Here is a 16,075-nt window from a genome sequence, read left to right as displayed (position 1 = left end):
ACGAAAATCGCCCAGAACACTTCGGTGTTCTGGGCGATTTCGTGTTTCGCGGTCAGAAGCCGCCGGCGACCCGGACCACCGCCCGTCCGCTGAAGCGCCCGGCGCGCACGTCGTCGATCACGCCGAGGACGTCCCTGACGTCGACGTCGCGGCTGATGTCGTCGAGGTGGCGCGGCTTGAGCGGGCCGCCGAGTTTCTCCCACAGCGCTCGGCGGGCGGCGATGGGCAGTTGCACCGAATCGATGCCGATCAGGGCCACACCGCGCAGGATGAACGGCATCACGGTGGTGTTCAGAGCGGCCCCGCCGGTGAGCCCGCTGGCCGCCACCGCCCCGCCGTACTGCAGGGTGCTGAGCACGTCGGCCAGCGTCGCACCGCCGACGCAATCGACCGCGCCGGCCCAGCGGGTCTTGCCGAGCGCGCGCGGCTTGGCGTCGGGATCGGCGGGCAGCCGCCCGATCACCTCGGCGGCGCCCAGTTCGCGCAGCCGCTCGGCCTGATCGGCCTTGCCGGTCGAGGCGATCACCTCGAATCCGGCGGCGGCGAGCAGGTCGACGCTCACGGAGCCGACGCCTCCGGTCGCGCCGGTCACCACGATCGGTCCGGCATCCGGGGTGATACCGCGATCGGACAGGGCCTGCACGCTCATCGCGGCGGTGAACCCTGCGGTACCGATGGCCGCACCCTCGCGCGGGGTCAGGGAGCCGAGTGCGACGACCTGATCGGCGGGCAGCCGCGCATATTCGGCGTATCCGCCATGGTGGCCGGTGCCGATCTGGTAGCCGTGCGCCAGCACGAGGTCGCCGACCGCGAACTCCGGTGACTGCGACGCGACCACCTCACCGGTCAAATCGATACCGGGGACGATTGGATACTCGCGCACCACACCACCTTTGGGTGTCAACGCGAGGGCGTCCTTGAAGTTGACGCTGGAGTAGTGCACCCGGATGGTGACCTCGCCCGGCGGAAGCGCGGACTCATCGAGAGTCTCGACTGCCGCCTCGATGCGGTCGCCGTCCTGTCGTGCGATGAGTGCCTGAAACGATGCCATGGCCTCACCCTATTGGCCGAGCAGACGCAGAATCGCACGATTCGGCTGCGCGAAGTGCGATTCTGCGTCTGCTCGCGAGGACCTACTTCAACTCGGCCGAGGACAGGCCCAGCAACCGGCGAGCGACCACGAGCTGCTGAATCTGCTGCGTGCCCTCGAAGATGTCGAGGATCTTGGAATCGCGGGCCCACTTCTCCAGCAGGGTCTGCTCGGAATAGCCTACGGTTCCGGCCATTTCGACGGCCTTGAGGGTGATGTCGCTGGCCACCCGCGCCGCCTTGGCCTTACCCATCGAGGCCTCTTTGGAATTCGGGATGCTGTTGTCGGCCTGCCACGCGGAGCGCACGGTCAACAGATAGCCGGCCTCCCAGTCGGCCTCCATCCGGAGGAACTCCGCCGCGGGGGCGCTTTGCGCGTGTGCGGGCTTGTCGTAGGAGATCTCCACGCCGGCATCGGTGAGGATGGCCCGCAGGTCCTCCAGGGCGGCGCGGGCGATACCCACGGCCATGGCCGCCACGATGGGCCGGGTGTTGTCGAAGGTCTCCATGACCCCCGCAAAACCCTTCTCCACGTGGATCTCCGGATTGCCCAGCAGGTTGTCCTTGGGGATGCGGGCGTTCTCGAAGCGGATCACCGCGGTGTCGGAGGCCTTGATGCCGAGCTTGTGCTCGAGGCGCTCCACGGTGACTCCGGGGTGTTCGCGCGGCACGATGAACGACTTGATGGCCGCCCGGCCCAGGGACTTGTCCAGCGTCGCCCACACCACGATGTGGGTGGCGCGGGAACCCGCGGTGACGAAGATCTTCTCGCCGTTGATGACGTACTCGTCGCCGTCGAGCACGGCCGTGGTGGTCACCGCGGCCGAGTCGGAACCGAAGCCCGGTTCGGTGATCGCCATCGCGGCCCACACGTCCTTGCCCAGCCGCTCCAACTGCTCAGGGGTGGCGACCGACGAGATGGCGGCGTTGCCCAGGCCCTGGCGCGGCACCGACAACAGCAATGCCACGTCGCCCCAGCTGATTTCGAGGGCATTGAGCAGAGCCGACATGTTGGCACCGTTGACCGTGGTCTTCTGGCCGTCGCCGTTGGCGTCGTCGCGGAACGCCTCGGCACCCGCGAACGAGATGGTCTTGGCGCTCGAGATCCCCTCGAACAGGTTGGCCAGGGTGTCGAGCTCGACGGGATAGGCGTGCTCGGCCAGGTCGTACTTGCGCGAGATGGGGCGGAGCATCTCCGCGGCGCCTTGATGGCCCTTCTCGATGACCGCCTGCAGCTTGCGGGGCATTTCCAAATTGATTGCCATGATGTGTCTTTCGCTTGAAGGACCGCTTAGAGGACTACGACACCCTCGGCGACGCCGATGGCCCGCAGATCGCGGTACCAGCGCTCGACCGGGTGTTCCTTGGTGTAGCCGTGGCCGCCGAGCAGCTGGACGCCGTCCAGACCGATCTGCATGCCCTTGTCGGTGCCCAGCTTCTTGGCCAGTGCGGCCTCGCGGGCAAACGGCAGGCCCTGTTCGGCACGAGCCGCACCGCGCCAGGTGATCAGCCGCAGACCGTCGAGTTCGATCGCGATGTTGGCGGTCATGAACGCCACCGACTGGCGGTGGGCGATGGGCTCGCCGAAGGCGTGGCGTTCCTTGATGTAGGGGATCACGTAATCCAGCACGGCGTGCGACGTGCCGACCGCGAGTGCGGCCCAGCCGAGCCGCGACAGTGCGATCGCCTCCGAGTAATCCTCGTCGGTGGCGTCGTCCTCGCCGAGTCGGGCGCTCAGCGGCACCGTCACATTGTCGAGTTCGACCTGACCGAGCGCGGCCGCGCGGATGCCCATGCTGGGATCGGCCTTGACGGTCAGCCCTGCCGATGCCGCCTCGACGATGAAGAGCGCCGGCTTGCCGCCCAGTTGTGCTGCGACGATGAACAATTCGGCGTCGGCGGCCGCCGGCACCAGAGATTTCACTCCGGACAGGCGGTAGCCGCTGGGAGTGCGGACCGCGGTGGTCTTGAGCGCGGTGGGGTCGAACAGCGCATGCGGTTCGGCGATCGCCACACACCCTTGCGGCACATTCTCGCTCGCGAATTCCTTGAGGTAGGTGGCCTGCTGGTCCGCGCTGCCCCAATGGGTCAGTGCGGCCGCGACGCCGCCGGGCGCCAGGATCGGCAGGGCCAGGCCCATGTCGCCGTAGGCCAGTGCCTCGGCGACCAGCGCATTGGTGACGGTGCTGCGGTGCTCGGCGATGCCGTCGAAGTCCTCGGGAACGTTGACGGCGGTGATGCCCAGCTCAGCTGCCCTGGCGATCAGGTCGGCCGGATAGGTGGCGGCTTCGTCGGCGTCGTGGGCCGCGGGCCGCAGGATCTCTTCGGCGAACTCGTTGACGGTCTCGACGATCATCTTCTGGTCGTCGTCGGGCGTCAGGTCGAAGTAGTCGGCCCCGCTCGGCTTGAGCCTGGTGGGGGCCTTACCCACGCCCTGGACCCGCTTGAACTGCCGGGTGGCCGCGCCCGCGGTGGAAAATACTTGCTTCACACCGTATTTCAGGCCGCGATTGAGCGGATCGCGCAATCCGTAGCGATCCAGGAACTCCTGGCCGACGATCGGGGTGATCAACGCCAACCCGATGTCGGTCGCTGTCCGCTTGTGCTTGTGCAGGCCCACGGCGCTCGGCCGGGCGGACCGCTGGGGACGGGGTGCAGAGCCGTTCTTGGACGGCAGGGTGTTGGTCATGTCAGCTGCCTCTAGTTGGGAGTGGCGACGCCATGACCGTATCTTACTCCGGAGTAAGGTACGCCGCCGTTGTAACCAACTTCACACCCGTCACGCGGCTTGGTTCAGCTTGCCGACAGCCGCTTGAGCACCTCCCCGTGCAGCTGTCCATTGGTCGCCAGCGCGCTGCCGCCGTGCGGTCCGTCGGCGCCATCGATGCTGGTGAACACCCCTCCGGCTTCGCGGATGAGGATGTCGAGCGGTGCGATGTCCCACAGCTTCACCTCGGGCTCGCAAGCGATGTCGACGGCGCCCTCGGCGACCATGCAGTACGACCAGAAGTCGCCGTAGGCGCGCACCCGCCACACTGCGTCAGTCAGGTCGACAAAGCGGTCGCGGCGGTCCTCCCAGCCGGTGGTCAGGTCGGAATACGACAGGCTTGCCGAGGCCAGGTCACTGATGCCGGAGACGGCCAGCTTGCGGGTCTGCCCGGCGAACGAACCGAACGCGCCCTGGCCCGCACCCGCCCACCAGCGGCGCGCCAAGGCCGGTGCGCTGACAACGCCGACGGTGGGCGCGCCGTCCTCCAGGAGGGCGATCAGTGTGCACCACACCGGCACCCCGCGGACGAAGTTCTTGGTGCCGTCGATCGGGTCCAGAACCCACTGCCGCCCGGTCAAAGTGGTTGTGCCACCGAACTCTTCACCGAACACGGAATCATCCGGTCGTGCTTCGGCCAGCGTCGCGCGCAGTGACTCCTCGGCGCCGCGGTCGGCGTCGGTGACGGGGGTCAGGTCGGGTTTGGTTTCGACGCGCAGGTCCAGGGCGCCGAAGCGGGCCATGGTCAGGGCGTCGGCCTGATCGGCCAATGCGAGTGCCAGGGTCAAGTCATCTGCGGGGGTGCTCATGGCAGCAGTCCTACCATGGCCTTGTGTGGGAATTCGGGATACTCCTGTTGCTCGTGGGCGTGCTGGTGTTGCTGCTGGCGCCGCGGATCATGCGACGTCGCGGGATGGGGCCCGATGCCGTGTCCGGGACGCTGCTGGTCACGGGCGTCAGTCCGCGTCCGGACGCCGAGGGGGAGCAGTTCGTCACGATCACCGGGGTCATCAACGGGCCGACGGTCAACGAGCACGTGGTGTATCAGCGCATGGCGGTCGACGTGTCCGCCTGGCCGACCATGGGTCAGCTGATTCCCGTGGTGTATTCACCGAGGAACCCGGACAAGTGGGGGTTCGCTCCGCCATCCTCCGAGGTGCCACCGGTTTAGGTTCCGCACCCGCCTTCGAAGGTCCGGATGATGGTCGGCACCACGGCGTGACGGGGCAGTGTGCCCGCATTGGCGTCGCGGCACGCCCAGTGCACCAAGGCGAACAGCGTGTGCTCGATCCACTCGACGCTGAGGTCGGAGGTGAACACGCCTTCCTCCTGTCCTCGCCGGATGAGATCCAGGACCAGGTCTTCGTTGGGCTGTTCGGCTGGGGGAACGTCGCGCATCACGGCGGGGTCGTCGAACAGGAACAGGATGCGGTCACCGGCCGAGGCCATCGCCGCGATGGCCCTGCGCATGGCGTCGCGTGCGGGGCCCTGGTCGGTGGCGGCCTCGCGAATCGCCTTGTCGAGCATGCGGATCGAGTCGGCCCTGGTCCGGGTCATCAGGCATTCCCGATCCGGGAAGTAGCGGTGCACCGTGGTGCGGCCGACGCCTGCGGCCTGGGCGATGTCGGGCAAGGTGGCGGCGCGGTTGCGAGCGATCACCGAGGCGGTCGCGGCGAGGATTGCGTTACGGGTCCGGACCTGCGAACCAGACAGCTGCTCTGTGACGGCGCCCATCGTGCCATCGTAACTCCGCCCCAAAGTGGAGCGTTGACGTTCCATTAATGAACTAGTAAGTTCTCTCAAGGTTTTGGAGGACCTACTCACGGGATGCACCCTCCATTGGTCGGGAAGGTGGGTGGCGATGCTCGGTTTCCTTGGTGCCCTGCGACGGGGCTGGATACCACTGATTTTGGTGGCGGTGCTCGCGGTCAGCGGATTTGCCATGTATCGCATGCACGGCATCTTCGGCTCGCAGCAGTCGGCAGGTGCCGGCGGCGGGGGAGTCGACAAGATCGTGCCGTTCAACCCAAAACGGGTTCTCTACGAGGTATTCGGGCCCGAGTCGACCGTCGGCAGCATCAGCTATCTCGACGAGAACGCCCAGCCGCACCGTGCCGACTTCACGTCGCTGCCCTGGTCGGTCCAGGTCACCACGACTCTGCCGTCGATGTTCGCCAACCTCGTCGCGCAAGGCGACAGCAATATGATCAGGTGCCGGATCACCGTCAATGGTGAAGTGCGCGAGGATCAGTCGTCCACCAGCCACGACGCGCAGGCCTTCTGCCTGGTGAAAGCCGCATGACCGGCGCACACGCGAGCCGGCCCAGAATCGCCAGGACGATCCGGGTGCTGTCCATCCCGATCATCCTGATCTGGCTGGCGATCACCGTGGTCACCAACGCCACTGCGCCACAACTGGAACAGGTCGGCAAAGAGAACTCGGTGTCGCTGTCGCCCAAGGACGCGCCTGCGATGATTGCGATGAACCGCATGGGCGCGCAGTTCCAGGAGTTCGACTCCGACAGCATCGCGATGATCGTGCTGGAGGGTGACGAGACACTCGGCGACGAGGCGCACCGTTACTACGACGGCCTGGTCAAGGAACTCGAAGCCGACACCAAACACGTTCAGCACGTGCAGAACTACTGGGGCGACCTGATCACCGCCGCCGGTTCGCAGAGCTCCGACGGCAAGGCGGCCTACGTACAGGTCAACCTTGCGGGCAACCAGGGAGAAACCCTTGGTCTGGAATCGGTCGAAGCCATTCGCGAGATCGTGGACCGATCGCACCCGCCCGCAGGGGTGCACGCGTATGTGACGGGTCAGGCGCCGCTGACCACCGACATGACCGAGGCCGGCGACAAGTCGATGGTCAAGATCACCGTGATCACCCTGATCGTCATCACCGTGATGCTGCTGCTCGTCTACCGCTCCATCGTCACCACGGTGCTGGCGTTGTTCGTCGTGCTCATCGAGATGAATTCGGCCCGGGGCGTGGTCGCGGTGATCGGCAATCAGCACCTGCTCGGGTTGTCAACCTTCTCGACGAGCCTGCTCACCTCACTGGCGATCGCTGCGGGCACCGACTACGTCATCTTCCTGGTCGGCCGCTACCAGGAGGCCCGTCAGGCCGGGGAGGACCGAGAAGACGCTTATTACACCGCATTTCACGGTGTCGGGCACGTCATCCTGGGCTCCGGGCTCACCGTGGCCGGCGCCATGCTGTGTCTGCATTTCACCCGCCTGAACTACTTCAGCTCCATGGGCATCCCGAGCGCCATCGGCTTGTCCATCGTCGTGGTGGCTTCGCTGACACTGGCGCCAGCGGTGCTCACCGTCGGCAGCCGGTTCGGCGCATTCGACGCCAAGCGGGCGATCAAGACCCGCGGCTGGCGGCGCGTCGGCACCGCGGTGGTGCGCTGGCCCGTGCCGATCCTGGCGGCGGCCATCTCCGTCGCCCTGGTCGGACTGCTCGCCCTTCCGGGCTATCGGACCAGCTATAACGATCGGCACTACATTCCGCAATCGCTGCCGTCCAACGTCGGATACGCCGCTGCGGAACGGCATTTCAGCGCCGCCCGGATGAACCCCGACATGCTGCTGGTGGAGGCCGGCCAGGATCTGCGTACGGCATCGAACATGATCGTGCTGGACAAGATCGCCAAGAACATCTTCCGGGTGCCCGGCATCGCCCGCGTGCAGAACATCACCCGACCGCTGGGCGACCCGATTGCCCACAGCTCCATACCTTTTCAGGTCAGCCTGCAGTCGGTGACGATGACCGAGAACATGCAGTTCCTCAAGGGCCGCGTCGGTGACATGCAGCAGATGAGTGACCAGCTCGGCATCATGATCGGCTCGATGGAGAAGATGCTGGACCTGATGCGCAAGCTGACCGGCACCACCCACGAAATGGTGGGCACGGCGACGGAGATGAAGACCGTCACCGACGAGATGCGCGACCACATGGCCGATTTCGACGATTTCTACCGGCCGCTGCGCAACTACCTGTACTGGGAGCCGCACTGCTTCGACATCCCCATGTGTTGGTCCACGCGATCACTGTTCGACGGGCTCGACGGCGTCGATCGGCTCAGCGACAGCCTCACCAAGCTGCTGCGCAATATGAACGACATGGATGCGCTCATGCCGCAACTGCTCGATCAGCTGCCGCCGATGATCGCGGTGTCCAAGGACATGCAGGGCACCCTCAAGACGATGTACAGCACGTTCAACGGCCTGATCACCCAGATCGACCGGATGACCGACACCGCCAGCGCGATGGGTCAGGCGTTCGACTCGGCCAAGAGCGACGATTACTTCTACCTTCCGCCCGAGGCGTTCGACAGCCCGGACTTCCAGCGAGGTCTGCGGCTGCTGATCTCGCCCGACGGCAAGTCGGCACGGTACATCATCACCCACGACACCGATCCGGCCACCCCGGAAGGCATTTCGCACGTCGACGCCGAGCTGCAGGCGGCCAAGGAGGCCGTCAAGGGCACCCCGCTGGCCGATGCCAAGTTCTGGCTCGGCGGTACTGCGGCCACCTACAAGGACATTCAGATCGGCGCCAAATGGGATCTGCTGATCGCCGCGTTGGGCGCGATCACGCTGATCTTCATGGTCATGCTGATCATCACCCGGGCACTCATCGCGTCGTTCGTGATCGTCGGGACCGTGATCCTCTCGCTGGCAGCATCATTCGGGTTATCGGTGCTGGTGTGGCAATGCCTGCTCGGGATAGAGCTGCACTGGATGACGCTGGCCTTCTCGGTGATCATCCTGCTGGCGGTCGGTTCGGACTACAACCTGTTGGTGGTGTCCCGGTTCAAAGAGGAGATCGGCGCGGGCATCAAGACCGGCATCATCCGGGCGATGGGCGCCACCGGCGGCGTCGTGACCGCGGCCGGCTTGGTCTTCGCCGTCACGATGGCGTCCATGGTGACCTCCGACCTGCGTGCGATCGGGCAGGGCGGCACCACCATCGGCCTCGGCCTGCTGTTCGACACGCTCGTGGTGCGGTCCTTGATGACACCGTCCATCGCGGCCATCCTCGGGCGCTGGTTCTGGTGGCCGTTGAAGGTGCGCAGCAGGCCGCGGCGCGTGGTCGCCGTGCCGGAATCGGTGAATCAGCCGGCCTGACGCCGCCCACACCTGACGAATGGCCAGTTGTTGCACGCGGTGATCGAAAAATCGTGCAACAACTGGCCATTCGGCACGCTAGCCGTGGCTGATCTTGAGCATGTCCGCCACATTCGTCAGCTTCACACGGGGCCGTCCCAACGCCTCACCTGCGGCACGCTCGTGGGCATCGATGCGCTGCCAGTGGTCGTCGGTGATCAGCAGGGGCTGGCGGGACAGCAGCCATTGCGCGAGCTCGTCGGCGTGATCGGGGCCGAAGTCGCTCAGCGCGGCCGAGGACAAGTCGGTCAGCAGGGTCTCGACGGTGTCGGCGGAATCCTTCTTGTTGCTGCCGATGACGCCCGACGGCCCGCGCTTGATCCAGCCGACGACGTACTCGTTGCGACTGCCGTCCACCCGGCCGTCGGTGTGCGGGATGGTGCCGGAGCGCTCATCGAACGGAAGGCCGGCAGTGGGCACGCCGCGGTACCCGACGGCGCGCACCACCAGCTGTGCCGGCAGCTCCTCACGCACCCCGGTGTCCTTGGCGACCACCCGGTCGGACACGGTGACCAGTTCGTTGCGGCCCAACACGATCGACTCGACCTTGCCGTCACCCTTGATCTCGATGGGGGAGGTGCAGAACCGGAACACGATGCGCCGTGCCGCCCCCGTGGGCTCCTTGGCGGCGTAGCCGCGCAGCACCTTGATGTTCTGCTTGACCGTCTTGCCTGCGGACTCCAGTGCCTCGTCGGTGATGTCGGCGAAATCGGCGGGGTCGACGATGACATCGACGTCGGCCATCGCCTCGAGATCACCCAGCTCCCGTAATTCCAGCGTGGTGAACGGCGCCTGCAGCGGTCCGCGCCGGCCGATCACCAACACCTCCTCGACCCCGCCGGCGTGCAGCGCGGACAGGGCATGGTCGGCAATATCGGTGCGCGCCAACACTTCTGGGTCACTGACGAGGATGCGGGCCACGTCGAGTGCCACGTTTCCGTTTCCCACCACCACGGCGCGGGCGTTCGTGACGTCAGGCGCCATCAGCTCGAAATGCGGGTGCGCGTTGTACCAGCCGACGAAGTCGACGGCCGCCACGCTGCCGGGCAGATCTTCGCCGGGGATACCGAGCGGTCGGTCCGACTGCGTCCCGATGGCGTACACGACGGCGTCGTAGCGCTCTGCCAGTTCACCGGCCTGCACGTGCTCACCGACCACGATGTTGCCGAAGAACCGGAATCGAGGATCATGCGCGATCTTCTCGAACTGGGCGCTGATCGTCTTGATCTTCGGGTGGTCGGGTGCGACGCCGGAGCGCACCAGCCCCCAGGGTGTGGGCAGCATCTCCAGCATGTCGACGCGGACATCGCGGTGCTCAGCACTGTCGGTGGAATCGGCAAACTTCAACAACGCTGCCGCGGCAAAGAACCCGGAGGGTCCCGAGCCGACGACTGCCACATGGTATGGGCGCATGCATCAGCCTTCTGATAGCCAATCGCTCTCCCGGCCGTGCGCAAGGGGCTGTCGCGACACAGCTGGGCTGGGTACACCCCGACTGTAAACGCGGATCCGGGGAGCTGCCGCCGGTCAGCGATAACTTCCTCGAACGGGCTACAGGTAACCTCAACTTTCGTGGATCTAGACCGTCAAGCCGATATCGCCGCACTCGACACCACCCTGACGACGGTGGAGCGGGTGCTTGACTTGGACGGCCTGCGTGACCGGGTGGCCAAACTCGAGCAGGAAGCGTCGGACCCGAAGCTGTGGGACGACCAGACGCGTGCGCAGAAGGTCACCAGCGAGCTGTCGCACGCCCAGGGTGAGCTGCGCCGGGTGGAGGAGCTGCGCGGCCGTCTCGACGATCTGCCGGTGCTGTACGAGTTGGCTGCCGAGGAAGGCGGCGAGTCCGAGATCGCCGAGGCCGACGCCGAGCTCAACAAGCTGCGCGAGGACATCGAGCAGATGGAGGTCCGCACGCTGCTGTCCGGCGAGTACGACGAGCGGGAGGCCGTCGTCACCATCCGGTCCGGCGCGGGCGGCGTCGACGCGGCCGACTGGGCCGAGATGTTGATGCGGATGTACATCCGGTGGGCCGAGCAGCACAAGTATCCGGTCGAGGTCTTCGACACCTCCTACGCCGAGGAAGCGGGCATCAAGAGCGCGACGTTCGCGGTGCACGCGCCGTTCGCCTACGGCACCCTCTCGGTCGAACAGGGCACCCACCGGCTGGTGCGGATCAGCCCGTTCGACAACCAGAGCCGGCGCCAGACCTCGTTCGCCGATGTCGAGGTGCTGCCGGTGGTCGAGACCACCGACCACATCGAGATTCCCGAGGGCGATCTCCGCGTCGACGTGTACCGCTCGAGCGGTCCGGGTGGGCAGTCGGTGAACACCACCGACTCGGCGGTGCGCCTCACCCACATCCCGACCGGTATCGTGGTCACCTGTCAGAACGAGAAATCGCAGCTGCAGAACAAGGTTTCGGCGATGCGGGTTCTCCAGGCAAAGTTGCTGGAGCGTAAGCGGTTAGAGGAACGCGCCGAGATGGACGCGCTGAAGGGCGACGGCGGAAGTTCCTGGGGGACCCAGATGCGGTCCTATGTTCTGCAGCCCTATCAAATGGTGAAGGATTTGCGCACCGAGTACGAGGTCGGTAACCCGACCGCGGTGCTCGATGGAGACATCGACGGATTCCTGGAAGCGGGAATCAGGTGGCGCAACAGAAAAGATGACGACGAGTAACTTGGCCGCCACAGTGCTGGCTTACCCGATGGCTCAGCGCTGGCATGACTTCTGGCACGGCGAGTTCGGCGTATGGATCCTGACCAAGGGTCTGCGCATCGCGCTGCTGCTGATCGGCGGGCTGCTGCTGGCCCGCTTCATCAACTGGGCTGCGCAGAAATTCGTACGGCGCATCGACGCCGAATATGAGGAAAGCGACCAGCTGGTGCGCTCGGAGAGCGCCAAGCACCGGCAGGCCGTCGCATCGGTGATCTCCTGGGTGTCGGTTGCGATGCTGTTCGTCGTCGTGCTCGTCGAGGTCAGCGATGTGTTGGCGGTGCCCATCGTGTCGCTGGCCGCTCCGGCGACGGTGATCGGCGCTGCGCTGGGTTTCGGCGCGCAGCGCATCGTCCAGGACCTGCTCGCCGGCTTCTTCATCATCACCGAAAAGCAGTACGGCTTCGGTGACCTGGTCCGGCTGACGATCGCGGCCGCCAACGAGGCCGAGGGCACCGTGGAGGACGTCACCCTGCGCGTCACCAAGCTGCGGTCTTCCGAGGGGGAGATGTACACCGTCCCCAACGGGCAGATCGTCAAGTCGCTGAACCTTTCCAAGGACTGGGCCCGCTCTGTGGTCGACATCCCGGTCCCGGCCAGCGCCGACCTCAACGCGGTCAACGACGTCCTGCACGAGGTGGCGGACAAGGCTGCCGACGACGAGGAACTGTCCAAGCTTCTGCTCGACAAGCCGCAGCTCATGGGAGTGGAAAGCATCGGACTGGACACCGTCAACCTGCGCATGGTCGCCCGGACCCTGCCCGGCAAGCAGTTCGAGGTCGGCCGGCGGCTGCGGGTCCGGGTCGTGCGTGCCCTGCGGCGCGCCGGCGTGGTCACGCCCACCGATGGCGCGACGCCCACGGTCGAGTCCATCCCGCATCCGGCGACGGTGCCCGGGGCCGAGCAGACGCCCTCCGGACGGCCCACCCGGGAGACGACGTCATGAAAATCGACTTGTCCGCGCAGTTCGCGACGGTCAAGGACATCGCGGTCAAATACTGGCCCAAGCGCCTTGGCCGGCTACGCACCTCGACGGTGGTGCTGGTGGTGGCGTTCGTGGCGTTGTTCTGGGTGCAGCAGGCCTATCGGCCGCCGGCGCCGACACCGACGGCGCCACCCGGATTCGTGCCCGACCCCGACTACACCTGGGTGCCGCGCACCAATGTGGCGCCGCCGACGACGACGCATCGCACGACCACCACCACGTCGACGACGACCGAGACGACGACACCGGAGACCACCTCCGAGACTCCGACCACCGGTTCATCGAGTCCGACCACGACGTCCCCGTCGCCGGGCCCGCGCACGACGGTGATCGATCCGGACGGTCCCGGACCGTTGCCGCCGATCACGCTGCCGATCCTGCCCGGCATGGCTCCACCGGCGCCGACCCCGACGCCGGCGCAGCCGCCTACACCGGTTGCCGAGCAACCATCGCAGGTCGGCGAGCAACCTCCTGCTCCGACACCGCAGCCGTAGCGTGACCCGGCCTTTGCGTACTCACCGCTACACTGGCGTGCCGTGATGATCACCCTCGACCACGTGACGAAGCAGTACAAGTCGTCGGCGCGCCCCGCGCTGGACGACGTCTCGTTGAAGATCGACAAGGGTGAGTTCGTGTTCCTCATCGGCCCGTCCGGGTCAGGCAAGTCCACGTTCATGCGCCTGTTGCTCGCAGCCGAGACACCCTCCGCCGGCGATATCCAGGTCTCCAAGTTTCATGTGAACAAGCTGCCGGGCCGGCACATCCCGAGCCTTCGGCAGGTGATCGGCTGCGTGTTCCAGGACTTTCGGCTGCTGCAGCAGAAGACGGTGTTCGAGAACGTGGCGTTCGCCCTCGAGGTCATCGGCAAGCGAGCCGAGGTGATCAACAGGGTGGTGCCCGACGTGCTGGAGATGGTGGGGCTGTCCGGCAAGGCCAACCGGCTGCCGAGCGAACTCTCCGGTGGTGAGCAGCAGCGCGTCGCGATCGCCCGCGCCTTCGTCAACCGCCCGTTGGTGCTGATCGCCGACGAGCCGACCGGAAACCTCGATCCGGAGACCAGTAAGGACATCATGGATCTGCTGGAGCGGATCAACCGCACTGGAACGACGGTGCTGATGGCCACCCACGACCATCACATCGTCGACTCGATGCGTCAGCGGGTCGTCGAACTCGAACTCGGCCGGCTGATTCGTGACGAGCAGCGCGGCGTCTACGGAATGGATCGCTAAGTGCGCTTCGGCTTTCTTGTCAATGAAGTTCTGACCGGGCTTCGTCGCAACGTCACCATGACCGTTGCGATGATCCTCACCACAGCCATCTCCATCGGGCTGTTCGGTGGTGGGCTGCTGGTGGTGCGGCTTGCCGACCAGTCCCGCGACATCTATCTCGACCGGGTCGAGACGCAGGTGTTCCTGACCGACGACGTCTCGGCCAACGATCCGAACTGTGATGCCGACCCGTGCAAGGCGCTGCGCAGCAAGCTCGAAGAGAACACCGACCAGGTCAAGTCGGTGCGGTTCCTCGACCGCGACCAGGCCTATCAGGACGCCATCCGCAAAATCCCCCAGTTCAAGGACGTCGCCAGCAAGGATGCGTTCCCTGCGTCGTTCATCGTCAAGCTCAACAATCCCGAGCAGCACGCCGAATTCGACAAGTCGATGATCGGGCAGCCGGGCGTACGCAGTGTGCTCAACCAGAAAGAGTTGATCGACCGGTTGTTCTCGGTGCTCGACGGCCTGAGCAACGCGGCGTTCGCCGTCGCGCTGGTGCAGGCCATCGGTGCCGTGCTGCTGATCGCGAACATGGTGCAGGTGGCCGCCTACACCCGGCGGACCGAGATCGGCATCATGCGGTTGGTCGGTGCCACACGCTGGTACACCCAGCTGCCGTTCCTGGTCGAGGCGATGCTCGCGGCCCTCATCGGCGTCATCATCGCGGTCGTCGGGCTCATCATCGTGCGGGCGGCGTTCCTGGAACGCGCGCTCAACCAGTTCTATCAAGCCAACCTGATCGCCAGGGTGGACTACGCCGACATCCTGTACATCTCGCCGATCCTGCTGTTCGTCGGCGTGGCGATGGCAGGCCTGACCGCGTACGTCACTCTGCGGCTGTACGTCCGTAGGTAGGTCGTCGTGGTGACCAAGAAGGCCAGCCCCGCTGGCAACAAGCAGATCGTTGCGAGCAATCGCAAGGCGCGGCACAACTACACGATCCTCGACACCTACGAGGCCGGGGTCGCGCTGATGGGTACCGAGGTGAAAAGCCTGCGTGAGGGACAGGCTTCCCTTGCCGATGCGTTCGCCACCGTCGATGACGGCGAGATCTGGCTGCGCAACGTGCACATCGCCGAATATCACCACGGCACCTGGACCAACCACGCGCCGCGCCGCAACCGCAAGCTGCTGCTGCACCGCAGGGAGATCGACAATCTCATCGGCAAGATCCGCGACGGCAATCTGACGCTGGTGCCGCTGTCGATGTACTTCTCCGACGGCAAAGTCAAGGTGGAGTTGGCGCTGGCCCGAGGCAAACAAGCGCACGACAAGCGCCAGGACATCGCCAAGCGGGACGCCGACCGCGAGATCACCCGCGAACTCGGCCGCCGCGCCAAAGGCATGTAAGGCCCGTACGGCATCTGCAGCTTCTCCGGCACCTACGGCAGGCAGTGCACCCCGCACCGCGACCGTGCGTGTCTGTCGGCCGACACGCCGCATTTCGTCGGCGTTGTGCGCACGCTCGTCGACAGCGAGCGTGACGTTCAGCGATCAATGGGGATCGGCAGAGGCCCACGCCGCGTCCACGAGCGCCTGGATCGCCCATTGCTTGACTTTCCGCGCGTCCGCGTCGTCCACCTGTAGGACGTCGTCGAGAACAACGATGGCCTCGGTGCCGATGATGAGGGCGAGCGCTTTGCACAACGTGTCGACCGTGGCGGGCGGCAACTGATCCCGGACGGGAGCGAGCGCGGCCTCGATCAACGGTATGCGGCGATTCTGGCGCCGCGGAAGGTCGTCGTCCTCGCCCTTCATATTGCGTTGCAGGCTGTGCACCAACATCATTCGAAGCGACGTGTCATTGTCGCGGATCACGTCGTGCAGCGCGGTGTCGACGCGCTGCACCCGCGCCACGGGGTCGGTCGGCTCGTCGTCGCCGAACAGTTCGTCCGGTTCCGGGACACCGACATCCACCGCCGCTTCGACGAGCAGTGCTTCGACGCTAGAGAAATAACGGTAAGCCGTCGCGCGTGACACGCGCGCCTCCTCGGCGACGTCTTCCAGGCTGGGCTGGCGTCCTTGCTTCAAAAGGTGGGACGTAGCCCGCAGCAGATCCTTTCG

General features: G+C 65.9%; 16 protein-coding genes. 9 read left to right on the top strand and 7 right to left on the bottom strand.

The window, feature by feature from the left end:
• Positions 1–52 precede the first annotated feature (52 nt).
• The 4 genes from BTO20_RS24940 to hisN all read right to left on the bottom strand — a co-directional run bounded on the left by BTO20_RS24940 (position 53) and on the right by hisN (position 4,665).
• A complete protein-coding gene (locus tag BTO20_RS24940) occupies positions 53–1,051 on the bottom strand; it encodes an oxidoreductase (protein WP_087078727.1) in 999 nt (332 codons plus the stop codon).
• An 82-nt stretch (positions 1,052–1,133) separates the two neighbouring features.
• Positions 1,134–2,354, bottom strand: coding sequence for an acyl-CoA dehydrogenase family protein (locus tag BTO20_RS24935; protein WP_087078726.1), 1,221 nt, complete (start codon positions 2,352–2,354; stop codon positions 1,134–1,136).
• 26 nt (positions 2,355–2,380) lie between these two features.
• Positions 2,381–3,778, bottom strand: coding sequence for an acyl-CoA dehydrogenase family protein (locus tag BTO20_RS24930; protein WP_198344054.1), 1,398 nt, complete (start codon positions 3,776–3,778; stop codon positions 2,381–2,383).
• A 104-nt stretch (positions 3,779–3,882) separates the two neighbouring features.
• Positions 3,883–4,665: a histidinol-phosphatase gene (gene hisN, locus BTO20_RS24925; RefSeq protein WP_087078725.1), complete on the bottom strand. Its 783-nt coding sequence runs from the start codon at positions 4,663–4,665 to the stop codon at positions 3,883–3,885.
• 23 nt (positions 4,666–4,688) lie between these two features.
• Here hisN and BTO20_RS24920 point away from each other — a divergent pair, with 23 nt between their 5' ends.
• Complete coding sequence (locus tag BTO20_RS24920) at positions 4,689–5,027, top strand: hypothetical protein (protein WP_087078724.1); 339 nt, start codon at positions 4,689–4,691, stop codon at positions 5,025–5,027.
• Here BTO20_RS24920 and BTO20_RS24915 read toward each other — a convergent pair.
• Positions 5,024–5,590: a TetR/AcrR family transcriptional regulator gene (locus tag BTO20_RS24915; protein ID WP_087078723.1), complete on the bottom strand. Its 567-nt coding sequence runs from the start codon at positions 5,588–5,590 to the stop codon at positions 5,024–5,026. The two genes, BTO20_RS24920 and BTO20_RS24915, sit on opposite strands and share 4 nt — an antisense overlap.
• A gap of 127 nt (positions 5,591–5,717) precedes the next feature.
• Between BTO20_RS24915 and BTO20_RS24910 the strand changes: the two genes are divergently transcribed.
• Positions 5,718–6,158: an MmpS family transport accessory protein gene (locus BTO20_RS24910; protein ID WP_087082621.1), complete on the top strand. Its 441-nt coding sequence runs from the start codon at positions 5,718–5,720 to the stop codon at positions 6,156–6,158.
• Complete coding sequence (locus tag BTO20_RS24905) at positions 6,155–8,998, top strand: MMPL/RND family transporter (RefSeq protein ID WP_087078722.1); 2,844 nt, start codon at positions 6,155–6,157, stop codon at positions 8,996–8,998. Before BTO20_RS24910 ends, BTO20_RS24905 begins: the two co-directional genes overlap by 4 nt.
• A gap of 78 nt (positions 8,999–9,076) precedes the next feature.
• Here BTO20_RS24905 and BTO20_RS24900 read toward each other — a convergent pair whose 3' ends face one another.
• Entirely contained in the window at positions 9,077–10,450 is a 1,374-nt protein-coding gene (locus tag BTO20_RS24900) for an FAD-dependent oxidoreductase (RefSeq protein WP_087078721.1), read from the bottom strand.
• 159 nt (positions 10,451–10,609) lie between these two features.
• On the opposite strand from BTO20_RS24900, the gene prfB reads away from it, so the two are divergent.
• From prfB to smpB, 6 genes are read left to right on the top strand one after another with little or no spacing between them, the layout of a single operon-like run.
• The gene (prfB, locus tag BTO20_RS24895) at positions 10,610–11,719 is read left to right on the top strand and encodes a peptide chain release factor 2 (RefSeq protein ID WP_087078720.1); all 1,110 of its coding nucleotides are present in this window, start codon (positions 10,610–10,612) and stop codon (positions 11,717–11,719) included.
• Positions 11,706–12,701, top strand: a complete 996-nt coding sequence (locus BTO20_RS24890; RefSeq protein WP_087078719.1) for a mechanosensitive ion channel family protein — start codon at positions 11,706–11,708, stop codon at positions 12,699–12,701. The genes prfB and BTO20_RS24890 overlap by 14 nt, the downstream gene beginning before the upstream one ends.
• The gene (locus tag BTO20_RS24885) at positions 12,698–13,234 is read left to right on the top strand and encodes a hypothetical protein (protein WP_087078718.1); all 537 of its coding nucleotides are present in this window, start codon (positions 12,698–12,700) and stop codon (positions 13,232–13,234) included. The genes BTO20_RS24890 and BTO20_RS24885 overlap by 4 nt, the downstream gene beginning before the upstream one ends.
• A 45-nt stretch (positions 13,235–13,279) precedes the next feature.
• The gene (gene ftsE, locus BTO20_RS24880) at positions 13,280–13,969 is read left to right on the top strand and encodes a cell division ATP-binding protein FtsE (protein WP_087078717.1); all 690 of its coding nucleotides are present in this window, start codon (positions 13,280–13,282) and stop codon (positions 13,967–13,969) included.
• Positions 13,970–14,866 (top strand): permease-like cell division protein FtsX, encoded by an 897-nt coding sequence (gene ftsX, locus BTO20_RS24875; RefSeq protein WP_087078716.1) that lies wholly within the window; start codon positions 13,970–13,972, stop codon positions 14,864–14,866. It begins immediately after the preceding gene.
• 6 nt (positions 14,867–14,872) lie between these two features.
• Complete coding sequence (smpB, locus tag BTO20_RS24870) at positions 14,873–15,361, top strand: SsrA-binding protein SmpB (protein WP_170064301.1); 489 nt, start codon at positions 14,873–14,875, stop codon at positions 15,359–15,361.
• Positions 15,362–15,505: 144 nt separating this feature from the next.
• On the opposite strand, the gene BTO20_RS24865 is transcribed toward smpB, so the two are convergent.
• The gene (locus BTO20_RS24865; protein ID WP_232490842.1) at positions 15,506–16,042 is read right to left on the bottom strand and encodes a TetR/AcrR family transcriptional regulator; all 537 of its coding nucleotides are present in this window, start codon (positions 16,040–16,042) and stop codon (positions 15,506–15,508) included.
• Positions 16,043–16,075 lie beyond the last annotated feature (33 nt).

The organism is Mycobacterium dioxanotrophicus (assembly GCF_002157835.1).
GTDB lineage: Bacteria > Actinomycetota > Actinomycetes > Mycobacteriales > Mycobacteriaceae > Mycobacterium > Mycobacterium dioxanotrophicus.
This window is presented reverse-complemented; position numbering and strand designations above follow the sequence as displayed.

Coding starts and splice junctions, on each gene's coding strand:
- BTO20_RS24940 (WP_087078727.1), bottom strand. CDS start 1,051: ATGGCATCGTTTCAGGCACTCATCGCACGACAGGACGGCGACCGCATC.
- BTO20_RS24935 (WP_087078726.1), bottom strand. CDS start 2,354: ATGGCAATCAATTTGGAAATGCCCCGCAAGCTGCAGGCGGTCATCGAG.
- BTO20_RS24930 (WP_198344054.1), bottom strand. CDS start 3,778: ATGACCAACACCCTGCCGTCCAAGAACGGCTCTGCACCCCGTCCCCAG.
- hisN (WP_087078725.1), bottom strand. CDS start 4,665: ATGAGCACCCCCGCAGATGACTTGACCCTGGCACTCGCATTGGCCGAT.
- BTO20_RS24915 (WP_087078723.1), bottom strand. CDS start 5,590: ATGGGCGCCGTCACAGAGCAGCTGTCTGGTTCGCAGGTCCGGACCCGT.
- BTO20_RS24910 (WP_087082621.1), top strand. CDS start 5,718: ATGCTCGGTTTCCTTGGTGCCCTGCGACGGGGCTGGATACCACTGATT.
- BTO20_RS24905 (WP_087078722.1), top strand. CDS start 6,155: ATGACCGGCGCACACGCGAGCCGGCCCAGAATCGCCAGGACGATCCGG.
- BTO20_RS24900 (WP_087078721.1), bottom strand. CDS start 10,450: ATGCGCCCATACCATGTGGCAGTCGTCGGCTCGGGACCCTCCGGGTTC.
- BTO20_RS24890 (WP_087078719.1), top strand. CDS start 11,706: ATGACGACGAGTAACTTGGCCGCCACAGTGCTGGCTTACCCGATGGCT.
- BTO20_RS24885 (WP_087078718.1), top strand. CDS start 12,698: ATGAAAATCGACTTGTCCGCGCAGTTCGCGACGGTCAAGGACATCGCG.
- ftsE (WP_087078717.1), top strand. CDS start 13,280: ATGATCACCCTCGACCACGTGACGAAGCAGTACAAGTCGTCGGCGCGC.